This window comes from Alistipes provencensis (assembly GCF_900083545.1).
Classification (GTDB): Bacteria; Bacteroidota; Bacteroidia; order Bacteroidales; family Rikenellaceae; genus Alistipes; species Alistipes provencensis.
In genome coordinates, this window is record NZ_LT559262.1 from 3,686,774 (window position 1) to 3,707,560 (window position 20,787).

Annotated in this window: 14 protein-coding genes and 1 pseudogene; 4 read left to right on the forward strand and 11 right to left on the reverse strand. The window is 54.1% G+C overall.

What is annotated here, in order from left to right:
* Nucleotides 1-2: 2 nt before the first annotated feature.
* The 8 genes from BN5935_RS14375 to BN5935_RS14410 form a co-directional block, all read right to left on the reverse strand.
* Nucleotides 3-2,135: a surface glycan-binding family protein gene (locus BN5935_RS14375; RefSeq protein ID WP_064976706.1), complete on the reverse strand. Its 2,133-nt coding sequence runs from the start codon at nucleotides 2,133-2,135 to the stop codon at nucleotides 3-5.
* An 18-nt stretch (nucleotides 2,136-2,153) separates the two neighbouring features.
* A complete protein-coding gene (gene hepC / locus BN5935_RS14380) occupies nucleotides 2,154-5,075 on the reverse strand; it encodes a heparin-sulfate lyase HepC (RefSeq protein ID WP_064976707.1) in 2,922 nt (973 codons plus the stop codon).
* Nucleotides 5,076-5,111: 36 nt separating this feature from the next.
* Entirely contained in the window at nucleotides 5,112-6,308 is a 1,197-nt protein-coding gene (locus tag BN5935_RS14385) for a glycoside hydrolase family 88 protein (protein WP_064976708.1), read from the reverse strand.
* A gap of 1,223 nt (nucleotides 6,309-7,531) precedes the next feature.
* Nucleotides 7,532-8,770 carry a hypothetical protein gene (locus BN5935_RS14390; protein ID WP_064976709.1) on the reverse strand — a complete coding sequence of 413 codons (1,239 nt, stop codon included), beginning with the start codon at nucleotides 8,768-8,770 and terminating at the stop codon, nucleotides 7,532-7,534.
* A gap of 38 nt (nucleotides 8,771-8,808) precedes the next feature.
* Nucleotides 8,809-11,484 (reverse strand): TonB-dependent receptor, encoded by a 2,676-nt coding sequence (locus tag BN5935_RS14395; RefSeq protein WP_064976710.1) that lies wholly within the window; start codon nucleotides 11,482-11,484, stop codon nucleotides 8,809-8,811.
* Between the two features lie 344 nt (nucleotides 11,485-11,828).
* Nucleotides 11,829-12,590: a hypothetical protein gene (locus BN5935_RS14400; RefSeq protein ID WP_064976711.1), complete on the reverse strand. Its 762-nt coding sequence runs from the start codon at nucleotides 12,588-12,590 to the stop codon at nucleotides 11,829-11,831.
* Between the two features lie 24 nt (nucleotides 12,591-12,614).
* Nucleotides 12,615-13,691: a relaxase/mobilization nuclease domain-containing protein gene (locus BN5935_RS14405; protein WP_064976712.1), complete on the reverse strand. Its 1,077-nt coding sequence runs from the start codon at nucleotides 13,689-13,691 to the stop codon at nucleotides 12,615-12,617.
* Nucleotides 13,681-14,049, reverse strand: a complete 369-nt coding sequence (locus BN5935_RS14410) for a MobC family plasmid mobilization relaxosome protein (protein WP_064976713.1) — start codon at nucleotides 14,047-14,049, stop codon at nucleotides 13,681-13,683. Before BN5935_RS14410 ends, BN5935_RS14405 begins: the two co-directional genes overlap by 11 nt.
* Nucleotides 14,050-15,260: 1,211 nt before the next feature.
* Between BN5935_RS14410 and BN5935_RS14415 the strand changes: the two genes are divergently transcribed.
* Entirely contained in the window at nucleotides 15,261-15,431 is a 171-nt protein-coding gene (locus BN5935_RS14415; RefSeq protein WP_064976714.1) for a helix-turn-helix domain-containing protein, read from the forward strand.
* A complete protein-coding gene (locus tag BN5935_RS14420; RefSeq protein ID WP_064976715.1) occupies nucleotides 15,431-15,733 on the forward strand; it encodes a helix-turn-helix domain-containing protein in 303 nt (100 codons plus the stop codon). The genes BN5935_RS14415 and BN5935_RS14420 overlap by 1 nt, the downstream gene beginning before the upstream one ends.
* Nucleotides 15,734-15,878: 145 nt before the next feature.
* Here the strand turns inward: BN5935_RS14420 and BN5935_RS14425 are convergent.
* The 3 genes and pseudogenes from BN5935_RS14425 to BN5935_RS14435 all read right to left on the reverse strand — a co-directional run bounded on the left by BN5935_RS14425 (nucleotide 15,879) and on the right by BN5935_RS14435 (nucleotide 19,002).
* Nucleotides 15,879-17,102, reverse strand: a pseudogene (locus BN5935_RS14425) (site-specific integrase).
* A gap of 297 nt (nucleotides 17,103-17,399) precedes the next feature.
* Entirely contained in the window at nucleotides 17,400-18,215 is an 816-nt protein-coding gene (locus tag BN5935_RS14430; protein WP_064976716.1) for an SDR family oxidoreductase, read from the reverse strand.
* Nucleotides 18,196-19,002: an MBL fold metallo-hydrolase gene (locus tag BN5935_RS14435; protein ID WP_064976717.1), complete on the reverse strand. Its 807-nt coding sequence runs from the start codon at nucleotides 19,000-19,002 to the stop codon at nucleotides 18,196-18,198. Before BN5935_RS14435 ends, BN5935_RS14430 begins: the two co-directional genes overlap by 20 nt.
* 141 nt (nucleotides 19,003-19,143) lie before the next feature.
* Between BN5935_RS14435 and BN5935_RS14440 the strand changes: the two genes are divergently transcribed.
* Nucleotides 19,144-19,725 (forward strand): RNA polymerase sigma-70 factor, encoded by a 582-nt coding sequence (locus tag BN5935_RS14440; RefSeq protein ID WP_064976718.1) that lies wholly within the window; start codon nucleotides 19,144-19,146, stop codon nucleotides 19,723-19,725.
* Nucleotides 19,726-19,764: 39 nt separating this feature from the next.
* Entirely contained in the window at nucleotides 19,765-20,763 is a 999-nt protein-coding gene (locus tag BN5935_RS14445; protein ID WP_064976719.1) for a FecR family protein, read from the forward strand.
* Nucleotides 20,764-20,787 lie beyond the last annotated feature (24 nt).

Here is a 20,787-nt window from a genome sequence, read left to right on the forward strand (position 1 = left end):
GTTTAAAATTTCTCGTCGAACCAGATCCATATGGGGAATATCTTCTCTCCGTTGTTGATGCCGCCCTCGATACCGTTGGTCACAAAGGTAATTTGGCCGAAGAACGCCCCGTTGGCAGCAACGCCGTTGGTATCGATCCACTTGTTGGCGTTCACGACAACCGACTTGGTCGCCTGATCCACATAGAGCAGCGCCAGATTCAGGTTGGCTTTGTTGACGAAATACGACAGCGGGTCCTTCGAGCCCGTACCGGCCGGCTTGGTTACGCCCGGCTGAGCGTTGTAGACCTTTATCCACATCTGGTTCAGGAACGAGCCCCCAACGCTGGGCTGACCGTCGATGTGCGAATCGGGACCGCCGATATTGTAGTAGTTGAACGTGCGGCGGTAGTCCATCAGGAATGACGACATATTCGACACTCCGCTGATCTCCGGAACCACCGACATGCCGCCCTTACGCGGGTTAACCTGCATGACGAACGGTTGGTAGTGCACCGTCACACCCGCTACGGCGACATGGAACGAGAAGAATACGGGAACCGTAACCGAAGTCTCGCCCACCTGACCTTTGCCGGCCGTAGCCGTCACGAGAATCAGACCGCCATTACCGCTATTGAAGTCTTTAGAATCGGTGGTAGCAGACGAAATCACACCCGTCTGCGCATCGATGACCGCTCCCTTGCACTGGTGTTTGATCTTGATCGACCACGAAATATCCGTACCCGGTTTGGCATCGGTCGTCGGCGTGAGCGATATTGCCTGCCACTCCGCGAACGACTTGCAGAGGAACTGATTGGCATAGTTCGCCGCGGGTGTCAGCCCCAGATTGTTACCATAAGTAATGGTCGTGAAGAAATAGGGATTTTCCTTGATCGTCAGCGAAAGGCTGGCCTCGGCCGTACCCTTGGCATTGGCGGCGATCACGGGAACTGCATAGCTACCCATCGGAATCGTATGGCCCTTCTTGGCTGAAACAGCGCCGGTCTCGGGATCGATCGAAAGTTGTCCGACGAGGGCAGCATCGAGCGTGCCCAGCGAGAAAGTCACCTCGTCGCCGACGAAATCAATCTTTTTGGACGCCGAGAACTCACCGCCCTGAATAGCCTCGACCGGCTCATAGGCGAATTTATCCGCCTCGATGGGTGCAATGTAGTCGATGACGGTCAGTGTATAGGCCCCCTCGAAATCGGTCGAACCATAGCTGTTCGAAACCGTCAGGTCGACCACATACTGTCCGTCGATCGGCAGGCCGTTGCCCTCGGCGACCGAAAGGACGCCGGTTGCGGCATCGACCGTGAACACATCCGTCGAGGGCGTAACCCCCTTGACGGCCCACACGACCTCCTCGGGAGATCCTTTCAGCACGGGTACGGCACTCTGGAAAGCCATGTTGTATTCCATACGGCCCGAAACCGGCGTATAAGTTACGCCCAGCGGCCGGCTGGTGATCTTCGCCGTCAGCACATCCTCATAGACCATCGACCCGGCATGCGTCGAGATCTTGATCGGCAGCGGGTAGACGCCCGGCAGGACTTCGCCTTTGAAAGCCGTGCTGAGCGACACGACGCCCGTCTTCGAAATAGAGAAGTACTCCTGTCCCTCGGGCTGCACGAGTTCGTAGCCGATAACGGCCACCGACTCGCCGACCGTCGAAACGGAAACCGTCTCCTCGGTAGTCCCGAGTTCGTCGTAGGGGATCGTCAGCGTCGGCGAACTGGTCTCGATCTCAACGGGCGTGGAGGGAACCATCCGCACCACGAAAATATCCCGGAAAGTGTAACCCGCCCCGTTGGCCCGGCAGGCGACGGTCAGTTTATAGGTGCCCGTCGCCATGCCTTCGGTATTGGAGATACTCACGGCACCCGTTTCGGGGCTGATGGTGAAGCTGTCGCTGGCGACAGCCTTGTCGTCGAGCGTCATGCCCGCGATCGAGAAATCCGAGGGTGCAGGACCGTAATAGGTCGGCGCACCCGAGATGAAACTCATCGAGGGACCGATGTCGATCACCTCCGGATAGTGAAGCCGCAGGTCGCCGCCGGTTGTTTTATCGTCTTCGCAGGCCGCAGCCGTCACCGCCAGAAGCACGGCGGTCAGCCATACGAAACATGCGTTTCGGAATTTTGACATGTAGTTCATATCGGTTATTTTTTTAGGTTACAGCGTATAGGAGAGCTTGTAATTCTGCTCGCCGATGGTCACCCGGACCACGGCGCCGTTGGTCGACCATGCATCTGCCGAGGCTTTCACCTCCTGCGACAACGGATCGGACGTCGGCAGCAGGATCGTGATGAAACGGATGACGGGATCGTCCGCCGTTTTCTCCTGATTCAGTTGATAGGCCTTGCGCTCGACGCTCTTGTCGATCTGGTAGGAGACGAAGCCTGTCTTCTTGACGAACGAGCCCCCGGCTTTGCCGGACGCGGTACGCACCAGCAGGTTGTTGCCGTCGGCGAACGCCGTATGGAATCCGTCATAAGTCTCGTTGTACACCACCTGCGCATCGCTGCCCTCGGTGATATTGAAGTTCAGATTGACCGTACCCGTAGCCGAACCGTAAGCCTCGTCGAGAATCACATAAAACTTATTGTCGACCATAAAGACCGAACGGCGGTGCGTCAGGTTCGTATACGAGGGATTTTCGAGCACCAGCACCTCGTAATCGAACGACGAGGTCGACTTCGACTCCTGATGGAGCATCCTGCCGTCGCCGGCGACGTTCTTGCCGTCGAGCGTCAGCGTGTTGTGGGCCGTCGAAGCGGCGTATTTCGCACGGTCGGCATTCGTAGAGGGGTTGGAACCGCCATAGGTGAAACAGCCCGAGTCGGGGAAGAAATTACGCCCCTTGACCCACAGTTCGAAGGTGTTGTTGTCGTACTGACGGTGCCATTTTTCGGCAGGTCCGTCGGGAGTGTTCTGCAACACCATCATCATGTCGTTCTTCGTCCAGCCCGTGCGCATCGTATAGTAACCGCCGTCGGGGAATGTCTTGACCTTCGTCTCGGGCATCGTTCCCGAAGCCCCCTCGGTAGCCATCCACAGCATCTCCTGATTGTCGGGGAAGAGGTTCGAATAGTTGGTCAGGTTACGCTTGAGCACGCTCTTGGTCCATGTGTCGCGACGCGTATCGGCCATATTGGGAACCGTATAATCGGGATAAATCATGTTCATCACCACGTCGGTCATCTTGCGCATCGACTCGACATAGCTCGCCGGGAAGCGATCGGCCTGCCCATTGAGCTGAGCCACGAGCATCGTCGAACGGAAATCCTCAATACCCGAAATGTGGTAATGCAGGTCGCCGTCCATCAGCCATCCGTCGGGGAAATACTGAGCCGTTACCTCTTTGTTGAGCACATTCGAACCGCTGTCGACCCACTTCGCGGCGTTCTTCAGCTCGGGGAACAATACACCCGAGAAAGTCACGGCCTGCGCCTGCGTAATAAGGTGGTTCGAAGTCGTCGAATAGTTCTTGATAATATGGTTGACCTGTTCGTCGAGGTGGTAATAAACCTTTGCAAGCCACTCTACATCGATCGTTTCCGACTCCTGATAGTACTCCAGCAGCGCGCACTGGTCGTTCACACGGGCCGCCACGTCGAGCGGACGCCACGACCAACCGGCATTGCGGTATTCAGGATCCTGTTTTTCGGGATAGAGCGTATAGTCGAGATCGACATCGGGCTTGGGATTTTGTTTCAGCCAATCGCTGTAAACTTCGATCCAGTTGGCGACATACTTCTCATCCTTGGTGTCGTAATAGGTCTTGGCCTGCGGAACCATCCACTGGTGGCGGTGGAGCTGATAGCGCTGCTCCTGATCTTTCGTAGGCCAGTAGGTCCAGTCGATGCCGTCGTCCTTCCTGTAGGAATAGGGAATCTCCTCGGAGGCATTTTCAAAGAAATTCTTCACATAGAACCGGTAATCGTTCTCTTTGAGCGCATAATCGGCCCACTTTTTTTCGTTGTCCGTAGCCGTCGAGGTCGAAAGGTCGACGTTGGGATTCGTCCCGTGCGTGCGCGAACGATAATAGTTGAGCATCTCCTCGAGCGCCTTGTAATAGTCGCCGATCTCATAGGCGCGCTTTACTTTCGTCAGGCCGCTGTAATCGAGATTCAGCACGTCGAAAACACTCACGTCGATACCGTTGTTCATCGACTCCGAGCCACTCTCGACCCATGCCGCGGCATTCTTCATCTCCGGGAAGATCGTACCGGCGCGGAATACGGCGTGGGCCTGCTTGGCCTTGAGTTCCGGGTCCTCGGAGTAGTGCGACTTGATGTGCTCGGTCTGCTCGGCCAGATTGTTCAGGAAGGCCGAAAGCCACTGCGGGGTGAAGTTCACCGACTGCATGAAGTAATAAAGCAGGTCGCACTGGTCCTCGACGCGGTAAGCCACGTCGATCGGACGCCAAGCATAGAACTGGTCGCGGATTTCCGCGGGCTGCGTCGAAGGATCGGCCTCGTAGTCCACATCGCCCGTCGGGCGGGGGAAATTCGTCAGCCAGTCCTCGTAGAGCGTCACCCACTCCGAAGAGTAGGTTTCATCGAGCGTCGTGCGGTAGGCCTTGCCCTGCGGCACCATCCATTGCAGACGATGCAGGCCGTAACGCTCCTCGGCCGTGGCCGAAGCTCGCTTCGTCCAGTCGATCTTCTTCGAGGTCATATAGGACCAAGGCTTGTCGCCGTCGAGATACCCGCCGTTGTAGAGTCGGTATTCATTGGCCGCGAGCGCATAGTCGGCCCACTGCTTCTCCTCGGCGGAAACCGAGGGCGCAATGAGATTGACATTGGCGTTGACCACGTCCGTGCGGCTGCGATAGTACTCCAGCAGGGCCTGTGCGGCCAGATAGTACTGGTCGGACTCGTAATAGGCCTTTACAGCGCCCAGACCGGGATAGTCGAGATTCAGCGCGCTGAACACACCCGCTTCGATCACACTGTTGCCGGGAATCGTCGGATCTTTCGAATCCGAACCGCCGTTGTTCGATTTCTCCGTATCGTCCTGCAGGCAGCCCGCCGAAAGCAAGACTGCCGTAAGGAGACAGAATACCGGAATTTTCGTAAAAATTCGTTTCATAGGTTATAGGTGATTTTAGGTTTTTTGTAGCCGGAGTCAGATCCGCCGCGGGTCGAGGCCCCGCAGCGACAGGTAGCGCCCGATGGCCTCGAGGTAGTAGTAGTCCGCATAGTTGAGCGGGGTGTCGATCTCGCTGTCGGCGGGCAGGTGGCCGACGCTGTGCATCAGGATAAAGCCCCCGTTGGTGCCCTTCTCCGCGAGGTAGGCGTCCGACGAAAGGTTCATCAGCAGGGTCTCGGCATAGTCGAAATACTTTTTGCCCTCAGCCTCGGGAACCATCGTCGAGAGTTCGAACAGAGCCGACGAGACGACCGCGGCGGCCGAAGCGTCGCGCGGAGCGTCGGGAATGTCCGGGGCATTGTAATCCCAGTAGGGAATGCGGTCGGCGGGGGTGTTCGGGTGGTGCATGATGAAGTCGGCGATCCGCTCGGCGTGTTTCAGGTACTTCGTGTCGCCCGTCTCGCGGTAGCACATCGTGTAGCCGTAGAGACCCCACGCCTGTCCGCGGGCCCACGCCGAGGAGTCGGAGTAGCCTTGGAACGTACCCTGACTCTCGACCGTGCCGTCGTCGTTGTAACTCACGACATGGTACGAGCTGGCGTCGTCACGGTAATGGTTCTTCATCGTGATGTCGGCATGGCGGACCGCCACGTCGCGATAGACCGGATCGCCCGTGTGCTTCGAAGCCCAGAAGAGCATTTCGAGGTTCATCATGTTGTCGATGATGACCGGATAGTTCCACTCGCCGAAGTCCCACGAGCGGATCACGCCGATGCGGGGATCGCAGCGCGAGATAAGGCTCTTGGCGGCCTCGACGATCACCTCTTCCGAGTGTCGGTCGTGCAGCGTCTCCATCTGCTGGCCGAAACTACAGAAGACCATAAAGCCCAGATCGTGCGTCCCTTTATAATATTGTATACCCTCCAGCCGGTCGGTGTATTTCTTGGCTTCGGCCAGCAGTTTTTCGTCGCCCGTAAAGCGGTAGCACTGCCAGAGCGAGCCGGGGAAGAATCCGCTTGTCCAGTCCTTGGCATTGACGGCCCGGAACTTGGGCATCAGCGAACGGGGAAAGCAGTTCGTCGTGTCGAGTTGGGCGGCGGCGTCCAGCAACTGGCTGTCGGCCACCCCGATGGCATGTTTCAGAGATGCGATCTTGGGGTCGCGTTCCGCAGAGCACGAACCCAGCACGAACAGAGAGAGGAGTCCCAGAACGGGGAGAAAATTTCTTCTCATGAGCGGTTCAGGTTTTTGGTTTAGGTTTTACAATGTTTCGGTAAGCAAAATTACCGATAAGCCCCGGCACGCACCCTGAGAATTGAAGAATTGATTTTAAAAACCGCTCAAATAAACTTTGAATTTGTGCAACCGGATGCGGATTTTGTCCAAAAACGACCCCGGGAGGGGTTTTCAGCAGGGGCCGGATCGACGCTGTCCAGCGGGCTTCGGACGCCGTTCCGGGCCCGCAAAGCGGGTCGTGCGGCCCCGAAAGGGGATAAAAAACGGGAGTTCCGCGCCGGGATTTCCTTTGAAAGATTGTAACAGTCTAAGAAATTAGGCTGTTACGTTTTTTTGATGGGATAAGGTAACGAAAAAGTAACGGTTCTGTTTTCAGTCTGTTGCAATGATTTTCCAAACTCAAACAACTGATACAAAGATACTAAAAATAGTTTAGCATTCAAAAAAATACTGCCCATATCTTCCGACATTGGGCGGCATTCCTTAAATTTACCTTTTACATTCCGTCTGCAAAATTTACATCTCTCTCCCGCTGTATCGCAAATAGCTGTGTGCTACTCATTCCTAAATTCGGTTCCAACTCCATCTGTTCTTTTTCCTTGATTTACCTACACATTTTCACGTAACGGTATTTCAGATCCGGCTCCATGTACAAAAAAAATCGCTTAATTACTTCAAATAATAAGTTAAGCGATTTTTATTTTGTCTATTTTCCTGTGTTTTCCCCATATGCGTGATTTAACCGTTCCGAGTGCTGGTATTTCAGCACCACCTGATATCTCTATTCCCTGACACTCTCCATAGTAACCGCTTCCTAAGACAGCAACTTTCATTCTCGAATGCAACTTCAATGTTTCCGCCTACGATTCTTATCATTTCGGTTTTGATACGATCACCTCGTAAAACCGAGTTGAAATACATGGTAAGCAAAATTGGCTGGTGCGCCACCGATCTTGCGGCCTTCAGGCAACATGTCCCACAAGACTTCCCCTTTGACGACGACGGATATTTCGATGGAATCAGGTTGGGCAACCATAGCATTCATTATCAAGTTATTTCATGGATTTTTTGGTTGCTTCTTTTTGCACTATGCAAACGTTTCCAAAATCGGCAAACGTTGTAGTGAGTTGTTGTGTTACATCTCGCAGATGACTTATCCACCGAGGGAGGAACTGAATATTTCAGTTCCTCCCTCGGTATTTTATAGTTAACAAAATCAATTATAGTGTCCAGCCGGCCGTCCAGTCGTTACCGACCGGAACAGCGCCCTTGTAGGCAGCTGCCGTGAAGAAGCTGTCGGAAAGAGTCCTGCCGCCGGCGATGGTTCCGATATACAGATCTGTCAACGTGTTGGCATAGTCCGTAATGTTACCGGTTGCCGCTGCAAACTTGTCGTTGGTGTAGATAGCCTCTTTCGAGTCGAGAGGTGTACTCATCGAAACGTATTCGAGTTTAGAGGGATTCTGAACCTTCGAAAAAGAGTTCTCGGTCTCGGCGGTCTCCACGGTGATACATTTCGATTTGCCGGTGACGATGGCGTTGTAAAGTTCGACCTCGGTGCCCGCACGCAGCCGTACGCCGCGCGTGCCGGTTGCCGAGTTGTTGCCTACCAACGTTACATTGGCCAGAATGGGATGCGCTACGGGCGTCGCTGCTGCATTGTTGCCGTTATTGTCGCACTCCATCAGACAGTCGCAATCGTATCCGAGCGTCGATTCAGCCTCCTGATAAGCCACGAGAAACTGCCCCTTGCCGTTCCAGCCTTCGGTCCAGTCGAACGAATCGTCGGAGCAACTCGTCGCGACCAGATATTTCACATTGACCGAGCCGCCGAAGAACTCGAAACCGTCGTCCGCTCCCTTGTAAGCCTGTAAATACTCCACCGTCGTGCCGTTGCCCACACCGTAGAATGAAACGCCGTTGGCTTCGTGTTCTTCGTCGAGTGCAAAGCCCGTGTACTCCAATCGGATGTAACGGAGCATTCCCGAATCGTCGCCGTCGTTGCTGCCGCCGTAGGGGGCATTGCCGATCTCCGACAGTACGCCCGTGCCGGCGTTGGTATGGGCGTAACCGCAGATGTGGATGCCTCCCCAGGCCCCCGACTGTTTCAGTTCAGCGGTCATTACGATCGGACTCGAAGCCGTACCCCGGGCATCAATTTTAGCCCCCTGTTCGATCAGAATGTAGTCGGGCAGTTCGTCGTCGACGGCGATGACCCGGACCCCCTTTTCGATCCGGAGCGTAGCGCCGGCCTTGACATGCAGGCCGCCGCTGAGTTTATAGGTACTACCTTCGGTAAGGGTTGCGTCGGCGGTAATGTTGCCCGAAAGAGTGGTTCCTGCAGGAATGTTGCCTCTCAGACCCTGATTGTCATTGCCGCCTTCATCGTCGTTACAGGCAGTCGTGAGCGTCATGCAGGCGATTGCCGCCATTGCCAGAAATTTCCAATAGGTTTTCATTTGATTGAAATTTGAATGTTGGATATTATATTTACTTGTCAGAATTTCAGGTTTACTCCGATCTCGAATCCCATCCCCTGCCGGTAACGCTCGACCTCGACAGATTCCCCGGTCTGCGGCACCTCCTGATCGAAGACCATCGCGCGGTCGAGCAGGTCGGTCAGCTGCATTTTCAGCTCCGCGCGACGGCTGAAACGGTATCCGGCCGAGAAGTTGAGCGTGTGCACGGAGCGCTGCTCAATGTCGCCCAGCCCGGAGATTCCGACCGCATGAATCCGAGGACCTTGCAGGTTGTAAAGCAAGGCCAGATTGAGTTGCCTCTCTGCACCGAAACGGGGCGACCATGTGAGATCGGCGTTGACCAGATAGGGCGAAGCGCCTTGCAGGGCCCGTTCCTTGTTGGTGTAGGCTCCGCCCTCGGGCAACTTGACGTTGGTGTACATATAGGTGCCATTCACGGCGATGCGCAGCGTCCGCGTCAGGGATTTGCGCACCTCGACTTCGACGCCAGCGGCCATGCCATTGTCGGCGTTGCGGAACGTATGTACGGCAGCCCCTCCAGCGAGCATTTGTACGCGCTCGATGGGTTCATCGAGATATTTGTAATAACCCGTTACGGAAACCATATTGCCCTGCTGATTCAAGAATTCATAACGCAGGTCGAGGTTGTAGTTGTAGCTGTTCTGCAAATTCTCGTTACCGCGCAACTGTACCGAACCGTAGGATTCCTGATAGAGAAACGGGGCCATTTCGATGAATGACGGGCGGGTGATCGTGCGCGAGGCCGCCAGACGCAATTGGTGTTTCCCGTTGAAGCCGTATTTGACGTTCAACGCAGGGAAAAGGTCGTTTTTATCCAGATTGCGCCGCTGGCGGATGCTCTGGTCGTTGTAGTAGTCGACCCATTGCTTCGATACTTCGTAGCGTACTCCGGCGTTGACGAGCAATGCCGGCAGCGGTTTCAGGTTCAGCGAGAGATAGCCCGCCAAAATCCGGTTCCCAGCCTCATAGCTGTCCTTGGGCTGTTTCTGGCGGTTGATCGTCAGCATACCGTTGGCCACGTTCCCGAAATTGAGGTAGTCGTCGGGCGTGTAGATGTCGTCGATCGCGGGCGACAACCTCGATAAATCGTAGTAGAAACGGGTTCCCTCGTAGTCGCGGCTCTTGTCCTTAAAAGAGACGCCTGCCGTGAGTCTGTGCCCGGCGCCGAATCCGTAATCGGCAGCGGCGTGGGCGTTCCATTCGTTTTCGTCGAGCGTTCCGAAGTAGCGCATAGTTTCCTGCTGGTTGAGTTTGAAGAGCGAGACCGAACCGTCCTCGTTACGTAGGTACATGACCTGTCGGCGGTCAGGCTCATCGGAGGCGGTGGCCGAGTAAGAGCCGCTCCAACGCAGTTGCCACCGCTGGCCGAATTCGTGAAGGCCGTTGAGCTGATGGGTCATCAGTTTGTAGACGTGCATCACGTCGTTGCTGCCGATGAGACGGTGGCTCTCCTGATCGTATCCCTCCCGGCGCATATAGGTATCCACGGCGTTGCGGGCATAGAAGAAAGTGTAACTGATGCGGTCGGCATCGCGCAGAGTCGTACTCAGGCTCGCCAGAGCCGCCATTTTCAGTTCACTTGCATAGCTATCATAAGAGTATTCGTCGGTGATGGTTCCCGTCGCTTCGAGCTTCCGGAATTCAGCGTCGTTCATCGTCTGTCGGTCGTTGCTCATGCCACCCGAGGCCAGCAGGCTCACCGTCTGCCGTCCGACCTTGAAATCGTGTCCCCAGGCCAGATTGCCGCCGAAGACGGGCAGCGCAGTCTGCTTCGAAATCGAAAAATCCGTATCGAAAATTTCCTTTGTTTTCACATACTCCCGAAATTCGGGCAGGCTCGACGAGAGAGCCTTGCCGTCGACCGCTGGTTGTGTGAAAAGCGAGCGGTGGTCCATGCGATAAAAGTCACGGCCCAGCGTGTTGAATTGCCCGCCCATGTGAAAATTCGCCGAGAAGAAATTTTCTCCGGAATTTTCCTTGGTGTCGATGTCGATATGTGCGCCTGAATAGTCGGCATAGGAACTGACTTCGTACACTTTACTTACTGTAATATTCTTTACGGTCGACGAAGGAAAAATATCCAATGGGATCAATTTGTTGTCAGGGTTGGGTGAAGCGATGGGCTGCCCATTAAGCGTAGTGATGCTGTATCGGTCTCCCAGTCCGCGGACGATCAGTTGCCCGGCTTGCGCGATGGAGATGCCGGTCATCTTGCGCACGCCCTCCTGCACGTTGGAAATACCTTTGAGCGACATCTCCCGGGCACCCATGTTTTCGATGGCCACGTTTGAGGCGATACGTTCGGTTTGCAGGCTTCGTTCCGATTCGAGGTTTTTGCGTGCCGTCACCGTCACCGAGGCAAGAACCCGATTGTCCGGTTCCAGTTCGATATGCAATTCCGGCATTTCCGCCGAAATTCGGACGTCGAGCCTGCGGGCAGTGTAAGAGACATAGGAAACGAGCAGCGTGCAGGAACCCGAAACGAGATTGAGTTCGAAGCGTCCCGACGCGTCAGTCGTCGTGCCTTTCGTCGTGCCGTCCACGGTGACAGTGGCCCCGACGAGTGCTTCCTGCGTCGCCTTATCGACGACCACACCTTTGATAGAAGCGGCTCCGGCGATTCCGGAAGCCCATAAAAACAGCGTTGTAAGCAGAATTTTTCGCAATGACATTCGCAGCGTAATTTATCATCTATTTTCCGGTTGCAAAGATGGAGATTCGGTATTGCGGAAAAATGTCATTGGTGAGATGTTTTTGTTACGAAAAAGGACGTGCTTGATTTGGAAGCGGGCTTTTCCAGAAATGGAATTTCCAATAGAGGCGGATATCTATGCATGTCCTCTATAAAACGAAGATATTCTTCACAGCCTAATGAATTGGGGCTGATTGATCCATTTTTACATTTTTACACTTTTTCAGATTAAATTCAATTTTTCTTCAACTGCGTGTATGAGTTGTACATCTGGTAGATTTCACTAAAATCTAATTCGAATCGGTCGATTTCCGATCTGAATTTTTATTTACCTCTCAATTTCTTCACATCATCGAGCAGTTTTTGCGCTTCCCGCTCCTTGATTGCAGCTTGTTCCAATTGCTCGGCCCGAATTCTCACTCTTGTTTCATACCGTTCGACACGGCTCCGAACGGTATCGCGGATGGTCTTGCGCCTGTCTTCGCGGAATATTGTTTCCAACTCCATTAGTTCCTTTTCCTTGATCTCACCGAGCATCTTGACATAACGGTATTTCAGATCGTTTGCGGCCAACTGTTGATTGCTTACCGAGACCCGGTAAATAAACCCCGCCAATAGGACGATCGTTACCGCCATGACAAACATTACCAGCACGGTTTTCGAGGATTTGATGTCGAGTGTGTAGGTATGGTGATGCTCCTGCACAGGTATAGTATCAGGCTTTGCCGCTGCTTCGACGGTTTGCCGTACCTGTTCCATTAATACATGGGTCTGTCGGTTATCCTTGTCGATAACCTCCAGTCTGCCCGCCAGTTGCTTCAGCAGACTGTTGGATTGATCTGCGATTGCCTGTTCCCGCTGGCTTTGCACGCCGGATGATGCCATCAGTTTACGCAGTTGTGCGACCTGCTCCTGCGAGAGCTCTGCGGCCTCTATCAGCCGCTCGATCCGTTCGGTTTGTGCATTGTCTGAATGTATACTGCCGTCAGTTTTTCCCGTCTTGGCGTTTTTAATGGCTTTGACAAGCGTTTCTTTGAGGTCTTCGTACATTTCAAGCGACAGGTCGATCCGATTGTTCTCTTTCATGGTATTTATGTGTCCGTTAAAGTTTTACTTGAGTTTAACTTGGGGATTGTTCTTCTGTTCGCGCAGCCTGCGGCGGTGTTCCATCGCGGCTATCGCCATCGCTTCGGCCGCGGCATCGAGCAGTGCCGTGATTCGTGCGATATGCTCTTCGGGACTTTCTCCCGGCTTGCGCTGCAACTGCTCGGCGGACACTCCGACGGGCGAACTGACCGGCGGCAGAGGTATGCTTCCTGCCTTTCCGAGATTGACTGAAGGCGGCTCTTCGCGCGTGCCGCTGCCTCTACCCATACCGCCGAACAAACCTGCAAATGCCGAACGGTAACTGCCTGCCGCTGCCGAGAGGTTTCCGAGGAGCGTCGTCCGGTGTTGGGACTGCTGTTGAATATGGTTGAACCGGTTGTCGAGCTTCGTAAAGCTGAATGCCCGGTCGATCTTCGAGCCGGAGAACTCGAATCCGTTTTTCGAGAACAGAACACCTTGTTTCCGACCAGTATTTCCGCAATACTTGTAGCGGATACCGATGCCCTGTTCCCTTAATTTACCTTCCAGCTCGTTCCAATTCTTACACTTGGGAAGATTGCCTTTAATGGCATCGTAGATTTCATATTTGGTCTTGTCGGGTTCGCGCAGCCGCTCCCGCCGCACATCGTCCTTTCCCGGCGCGAGATATAATCCGTGTTTCTTGGTCAGCTCCCGGCAGACCTTGGCGTTGCGGATCTTGATGTTCTTGTCCGAAATGGTCTGTCCGTTGTTCCCGACCCGGTTGTAGACCAGATGGCAATGCGGATGGGGCTGGTCGAGATGACGTACCAAAAGGTACTGCGTATCGGTGATGCCCATCTTCTGCATGTACTCCTTTGCGATCTGCGTCATCAGGGCATCGGTCATGCGCGGGGCGTCCTTGGGTGAAAAAGAGAGGGAGATATGCCCGACGGTATTTTTCAGCCGCGGGTTGAGCATGGTCTGGTCTTTGAAATCCTGCACCATGTCCTTTACTTCCGGAGGCATAATGCCTTCGGCTTCCAGTATCCGGGATTCCTCTTTCATTACATAGCCTACCGTTCCCGAAAAGGACGAAGCGGATATGACTTTACCGACCATCGCCTATCTGTTTCAGGAGTTTTTCGATGGCCGTGACGATTGCCGCATGCCGGACTCTGACAGCCGCCAGACCTTTGGCGTTGGCCAGTCGGGTTAGCTGGTTCAGGTTCCGGGCGATGCCCTTGAGCTGGGCCATGAAATCCAACTGTTCGCGGGTGATCCGCGCTCTCACCGTTCCGTGGTCGATCAACTGGCGCAGCACTTCGGCAGGCGGTTGCCCGGCCTCGCGGCAGAGGGCTGAAAAGCGGAGTTTCCGTTCGGGACTGAGCCGCGTGCTGACGACGTATTTGCGGATGCGGCCGATACCGACTTTCGGGCGCCCGCCCTGTTTGCTATATGTTTTCTTCGGTGTTTCCATGATAAGTGGTTTGTTGGCATTTTTATTCAGACCAGCGGGATTTTACGCCGGCCAGCGGGGAAGGCGCAGTTTTCGTCTACGAAAACACAACCTTGCCTTCCCTTTGCTGGTAAGATAAAGACGCGACGCCATGCCCTTTACGTTCGAGTCGATTCTGTCCCGAATCTTTGGTGGCGGAACAGAGCGGATGGACGGACGAGACAGAGAAATGCAGGAACGCTCCGGAGCGTTTCGACGGACGCCGAAGATCGGGCGGTCGAACAGACCGGGAGGGGCGGATGCCGTAAAAGACTGTTCGGCGACAGTGGGTCGCAGCGGGCGGGAGAGGCCCGGAGAGGACGAGTGCGTACAAAGGTCATAATGCGAAGTTTGGGGTTTCGGGCAAATATACAGCGGCCCTCACAAAGCATTGCAAAACGTGATGCTTATGCGTTATCTTACTGTCTATTACCATCGTTGCGGCAGGGGCAAAGAAGCCGGACTGCAATCGGATCGAATTTATGTCCTTACCCGTTTTGAGAATAAATACAGAAATATTTATTCATCGGATTATTTCCGGCGATAAGTAGTCGTTTACCGTGCTTACATACCAACGAACGAATAAACCCGGATCGGTATTAGGATAAGGCGCGGCCAAAAGGCGACCGCCGCAGACAAAGCATACCCAGATTCGGACAATAGGGAAAACACCTTTTCTTGAGGTATATCTTGCAACTGCAAGCAGCCGGTGTAACGGTAAAAGTGCATGTGTTGCGGACTGGAGCGGACTGGGACGGTCATGACAACCATTTCCCGGAAGATGATACTATCTTGCAGTCATGTCGGTAAAAATGAAAGGAATAGAAAAAGTCAGGCTGATAGAAGAGGTTGTCTGTGGTGATCGGAATTTATATCGGAATGGTGTCCTCGCATTGCGAAGCCAACTGATGCCAACGCCTGCCACAGGCCGATGAACCCGAAACATTCCGCAGGCAGCACCCGTTGCTTTCCTGCAATCCGTTCTGAAACAAATATGACCGAAAGGTACGACCTGAAATCCGAGTGCGGGAAAGTCCCGCGCAATATATGTTTAACTTTCAAATTTTTGCTTTATGCCCGTATTGTGTATCGACGAGCAGGTATGGACTTCGCTCGTCGGAAAGTTGAAAGCCTTGAGCGAGCAGGCACGGCGTGTACAGACGCAGTTCAACCCCAAGACCTCCGACGGCTGAATGGACAGCCAAGAGGTATGTCAGTTGCTGAACATTACCAAACGCACGCTGCAAAGCTACCGCGATAAGGGCGTAATAGCCTTTTCATCCGTCGGCGGAAAGTTCTATTACCGACAAAAAGACATCGACGAATATTTGCAGGCACGAACGAAACGAAAGGAGGTAAGGTAATGGCATTGGATTATCTGACGGCGGACACCCAAGAGGTGAAAGACGTCTTGGCCTGTATCGCCGACGCGGAGCGGGCCTTGCAGGCCGCGGAACGGAATTACCGTCCGGTGATCTGCGGGGAGCGCTATATGACGGGCGACGAGGTTTGCGAATATCTGCATATTTCGCCCCGGACGCTGCAGACTCTACGCGATATGCGGAGAATACCCTTCACATCCGTCGGGGAACGGTTGATTATTTATCCCGAAAGCGGAATACAAGGGGTATTACAAGAAAATTGCAAAGCTGCACAAACCCTCTGATAATAAAGGATGCCTAATAATTTTAGGCATCCTTGTTTTACCCCCCCCCGCCAATAACCGGAGGCTTTCCGACGCTTAGAGTCTTTTATCTCTGTAAAATAAGGTAAACGAATATTTTTTTACGATATGCAAACCGTAATGCGGATTATTGAGCCATGCTGAATTTATCAGCGATCTTATCCGTCAGTGCATCCATATCCCGACCGATTTTATCGTTGGTGATTTTGGCGTAAACTTGTGTCGTGGTGATATGCTTATGCCCTAACATCTTGCTGACCGTTTCCAACGGTACGCCCTGCGTCAACGTGACCGTCGTGGCGAAGGTATGGCGCCCCGTATGCGTCGTAGGATTGAAAGAAAGTCCGGCTGTCGGGCTACATGGCGTAACGACATATTCATCGAATTATCGTCCTTGACCGGAAACACCTTATCGTCCGGCAACTGCAAGCGACTGTACTGCTCTACGAGTTGTTTTGCAACGGGCAGCAGCTTTACCCGGAACTGCGTGCCTGTCTTCTGGCGTTTGTCGATGATCCACATGTCACCCCTCCGTGTGTATATCTTCGCGGGAGAGTTTCTTTACGTCGGCATAACATAGTCCCGTAAAGCAGCAGAACACGAAGATATCCCGGACAATGGCCGTTTTGTAATTGGGCAAGCGGACATTCATCACGGCCTGCAGTTCCGATTCGGACAGAAAACGGCGGTCGCGGTACGTTACCGAGATACGGAAGCCGGAAAATGGGTCGGTAGTGATCCAACCGTTCTTGAAGGCCGTGTAGGTCATCAGTTTCAGTTTCTTGACCGGCGTGTGGATACTGCCCGGAAGCATTCCCCGCACCGTCGAAAGATAAACGACGTATCTTTCGATAAATTCCCGCTTCAACTCTTTGAACGGAATATCCTCGATCTTATATTCGTAACGCAAGAAGGCCGCAAGGTAATTGCGGGCTTTGCGATAACAAACGAGTGTACCTATCGCACGGTCTTTACCTGCACGCTTTTCCTCAAAATCTTTTAAATAAGCGTCGAAAGTTTCGATCAGCAACTGATAGCCGTCACCGAAACCCAGCCACGCATTTTTGACCTTTTCGGCTGTGACATACGAATCCCGGTCACAGATACGCTGGTATTGTTTGCCGATATTGGTTTTGATATTTTCCAGCTTTTCGTTGATGCGCTGGGCCGCGACGCTCTTGCCTGCGGCTTTATTACCTTTTGTATCCCAGAGTGCGGGAGATACGGACATCTTGCAACTGAATTGCGAGATCGTACCGTTGATCGTGATACGCCCCATGATGGGGACTTTGCCGTTCTGCTCGGATTGCCGTTTCAGATAAAACAGGACTTTGAAAGTGCTTCTTGCCATAACTCTAATAACTTTACTGTTAATACGCTGAGTAGAGTTATTTGTTGTTGGCAAATTCAGCGCAACAAACTGAAAAACAGCACTATATTAAAAGCTATTCGGAAATAGATGCGGTAACGATTTGGTAACGCAACTATTTCCGAACTTTGCTTTTTCGCGGGGTGAAACCCGATTACTACCTTGGTCGCAATATGATGTAAACAGCGCATTTATAGCTGTTTACATCATATTGCGTCTATCCCATTTTTTCAAAGGAGATTCTTCTCAGGGACTCCCGTACAGTATAACCGTCGCAGGCTATTTCAGCGGTGAATCGGGTTCCTTGGACATCACCAAGTAGAACATCCGGTCGAGGAACGCCGGGGCGAATTTCTTGACGAAATGCGTGGCACGTCCCTCGTTCTCCATCAGGCAGAGGCGCTTGCGTTTGAGGATGCCTTTCGCCACGATGCGGGCCACCTCGTCGGCGGTCATCATCTTGGCCTCGTCGCGCGGGGTCTCGCCCTGCTGCGATCCGTCGGCCGTGAGGGCCGAGAATCGGACGTTCGAGGCGGTGAATCCCGGGCAGGCGATCATCACATGCAACCCCTTTTTGAGGTTCTCGATACGCAGCGTCTCGAGAAATCCAGTCATGGCGTATTTCGAGGCCGAATAGCCCGTGCGTCCGGGCAGTCCGTGCAGCCCCGCGACGGACGAAATGCCGACGATCGAGCCCTTCGACGCCTGAAGATACGGCAGCGCGTATTTGCAGCAGTTGACCGTGCCCCAGAAGTTGACGTCCATCAGTTTGTGCAGCACGCCGAGGTCCACGTCGTCGAAGATGGCGCGCATCGAGATACCCGCGTTGCAGATCAGCACGTCGATCCCCCCGAACTCACGGACGGCAGTGTCGATCAGCTCCTTGCACTCCGCAGGATCGGTCACGTCCACCCCGCAGTAGGCCGCCTGACCGCCTTTCGAGCGGATGTCGCCCGCCAGCAACTGCAATTTCTGGACGCTGCGCGCCCCGAGCACCACTTTCGCGCCCTGCGCGGCGTACCCCTTCGCCATTGCCTCGCCGATACCCGACGAAGCGCCCGTAATAATGACGACTTTATTTGCTAATGTTTTCATCTGTTTCCTTTATTTCGATTTCCAATGTGTCGTAAGCCAGATGCACCCCCGCCGGGAGCATCTTCCCGGTCTCGGCATGCAGGCCGATCTCGTGGGACATGTGCGTGATATACGCCTCGCGGGGCCCCACACGGCGGATCAGCGCCAGCGCCTCCTCAAGATTAAAATGCGACGGATGGGCCGCAAAGCGCAGCGCATTGACCACCAGCACCTCCACGCCGCGGAGCTTCTCGACCTCGGCATCCTCGATGGTCTTGAAATCGGTCAGGTAGGCCAGCGGCCCGATGCGGAAGCCCGTGACCAGAAAACGTTCGGAGTGGTGTCCCGAAACCGGAACGATCTCCACGCCTTTGACCGTAAAGGGATGCGCAACATCGACCTCATGCAGTTCGATCTCCGGGACGCCGCGGTATTTGTCCTGCGCGAAGGCGTAGTCGAAATCCTTGCGCACGCACTCCAGCGTCCGCGGTGCGGCGTAAATCCGGACCTTATGGACGGTCGGCGGGTAATCGACGAAATTGAAGGCCCTGACGTCGTCCAGCCCGCCGATATGGTCCTTGTGTTCATGGGTTAAAAGAATGGCATCGATGTGCCGCACGCCCGTGCGGAGCATCTGGTAACGGAAATCGGGCCCGGCGTCGATCACCAGCCTTACGCCGTGCGTCTCGACCATCGCCGCAGTGCGCAGACGGCTGTCGCGCCGGTCCGCCGACGTGCAGACCTTGCAGCGGCAGCCGATGACAGGTACGCCCTGCGAGGTCCCGGTTCCCAGAAAAGTGAGTTTCATTCTATAAATATACAAAAATGCCGGATGATTCAAAACCGGACCGCTGACGATTCGGCAAAAGGTTCCGACAAAATAAAAATGTCGTTACAGACATCAAAGATACGAAAAATATGCTTAATTTAGCCACACACTAACCGAACCATGACCAGCACATCCGATAAAGATATTCTCAAAAGGCTTTCCGACGGGGACGCATCGGCCTATGAATATATCTTCGACCGTTACCACGCAAAGGTGTGCCGTTTCGTGAAATCGATTCTCTACGACCCCGACGCTGTCGGCGACATCGCCCAAAATGTCTTCATGAAAGTCTGGATCAACCGCACGGAGCTTTCCCGGGTAAATTCGCTGGACAATTATCTGTTCACCATCGCCCGTAACGAAGCCTTCGACTCGCTCCGGCGCCGGAGCAGCAGGTCCCGATACGAGCGGTACACCCTGCTCGACGGTATGGAACATTCCGACAGGCTGTCCCTCACCTACGATATGGAACAGATGGAGCGCATCGTCGAGAAGTGTGTCGAGGAGATGCCTCCGCAGCGCAAACTCGTCTTCAGGCTGAGCCGGGAGGAGAAACTCTCCAACCGGGAGGTCGCCGAACGGCTGCAACTGTCCAAACGTACCGTCGACAGACATATATCACTGGCGCTTAACGACATCCGGTTTGCACTGAAAGATATTGTGTCGCTGTTCATACTTTTTTTATTTTCCGATTGGGTATGAGGTCGGGTCTGTGCGTCTACTTTATAAACGCACCCGATCATGGAAATACCCGCACCGGAAAAAATAAAAGCGTACCTGAACGAGGAACTTCCCCGGAAGGAGCGCGAAGCCGTAGGCCAATGGATCGCCGTCAACCGCGACCATCCCCTATTGACTGCAGCCCTGAAAGAGCACTGGAACAGGATTCCGGAACACATGCAGCCTGCCGAAAGCCGGAGAGCATTCCGCGATTTCGAACGATCGGTCGGAGGATTCCCGCATCCGTCCGGAAAACCGGCGTTCCGGGTCTTTTTCGGACGCATCCGCAACATCGCAGCCATACTGGCTATTCCCCTGCTCATTTGCAGCATCTTCTTATGGAGCCGCTCCTCTGCCCCCGACCCTGACTACCTCGAATTCGCAGTTACCAACGGCCGGCAGGATTCCGTCCGGTTGCCGGACAACACGATGGTCTGGCTCAACTCGGGATCGAAGATCATCTATCCCGCGGAATTCGGCCGCCGGAGCCGTCAGGTCTTCATCTCCGGCGAAGCCTTCTTCGACGTGGAGAAAGACCGCAAGCGCCCTTTCATCCTCAAATCCAACGACGTCAGCATCAAGGTTCTGGGCACCAAATTCAACTTCAATTCCTATGAAAATGCGAACGCCGTGACGGTGAGCCTGCTGGAGGGTTCGGTCCTGCTGTATACGGACCGGGCGCAAAAGGAGGACGGCGTAGCCCTGCGTCCCGGCGACGTCGTCCGTTACGACAGGGCTTCCGGGGACATCGAACGAACGCACATTTCGACGGACGCCTACTGCTCGTGGCGCAACGGCGGATTCTATTTCAACGACCAGAGCCTGTCGGAGATCGCAGCGCAGTTCGAACGGGTCTTCGACGTGAAGATCGTCATCCTCGGCAAAAAACTACAGGAGGCCCGCTACACGCTCGCATTCGTCAACGGGGAATCGCTCGGACAGATGCTCAGCGCCATCAATTACAGTGGCAGCATGCAGATCGTCAAAGACGAGGAAACCGGTGTCATAACAATCAAATAAACGGGAGGAACTGCCTATGACATA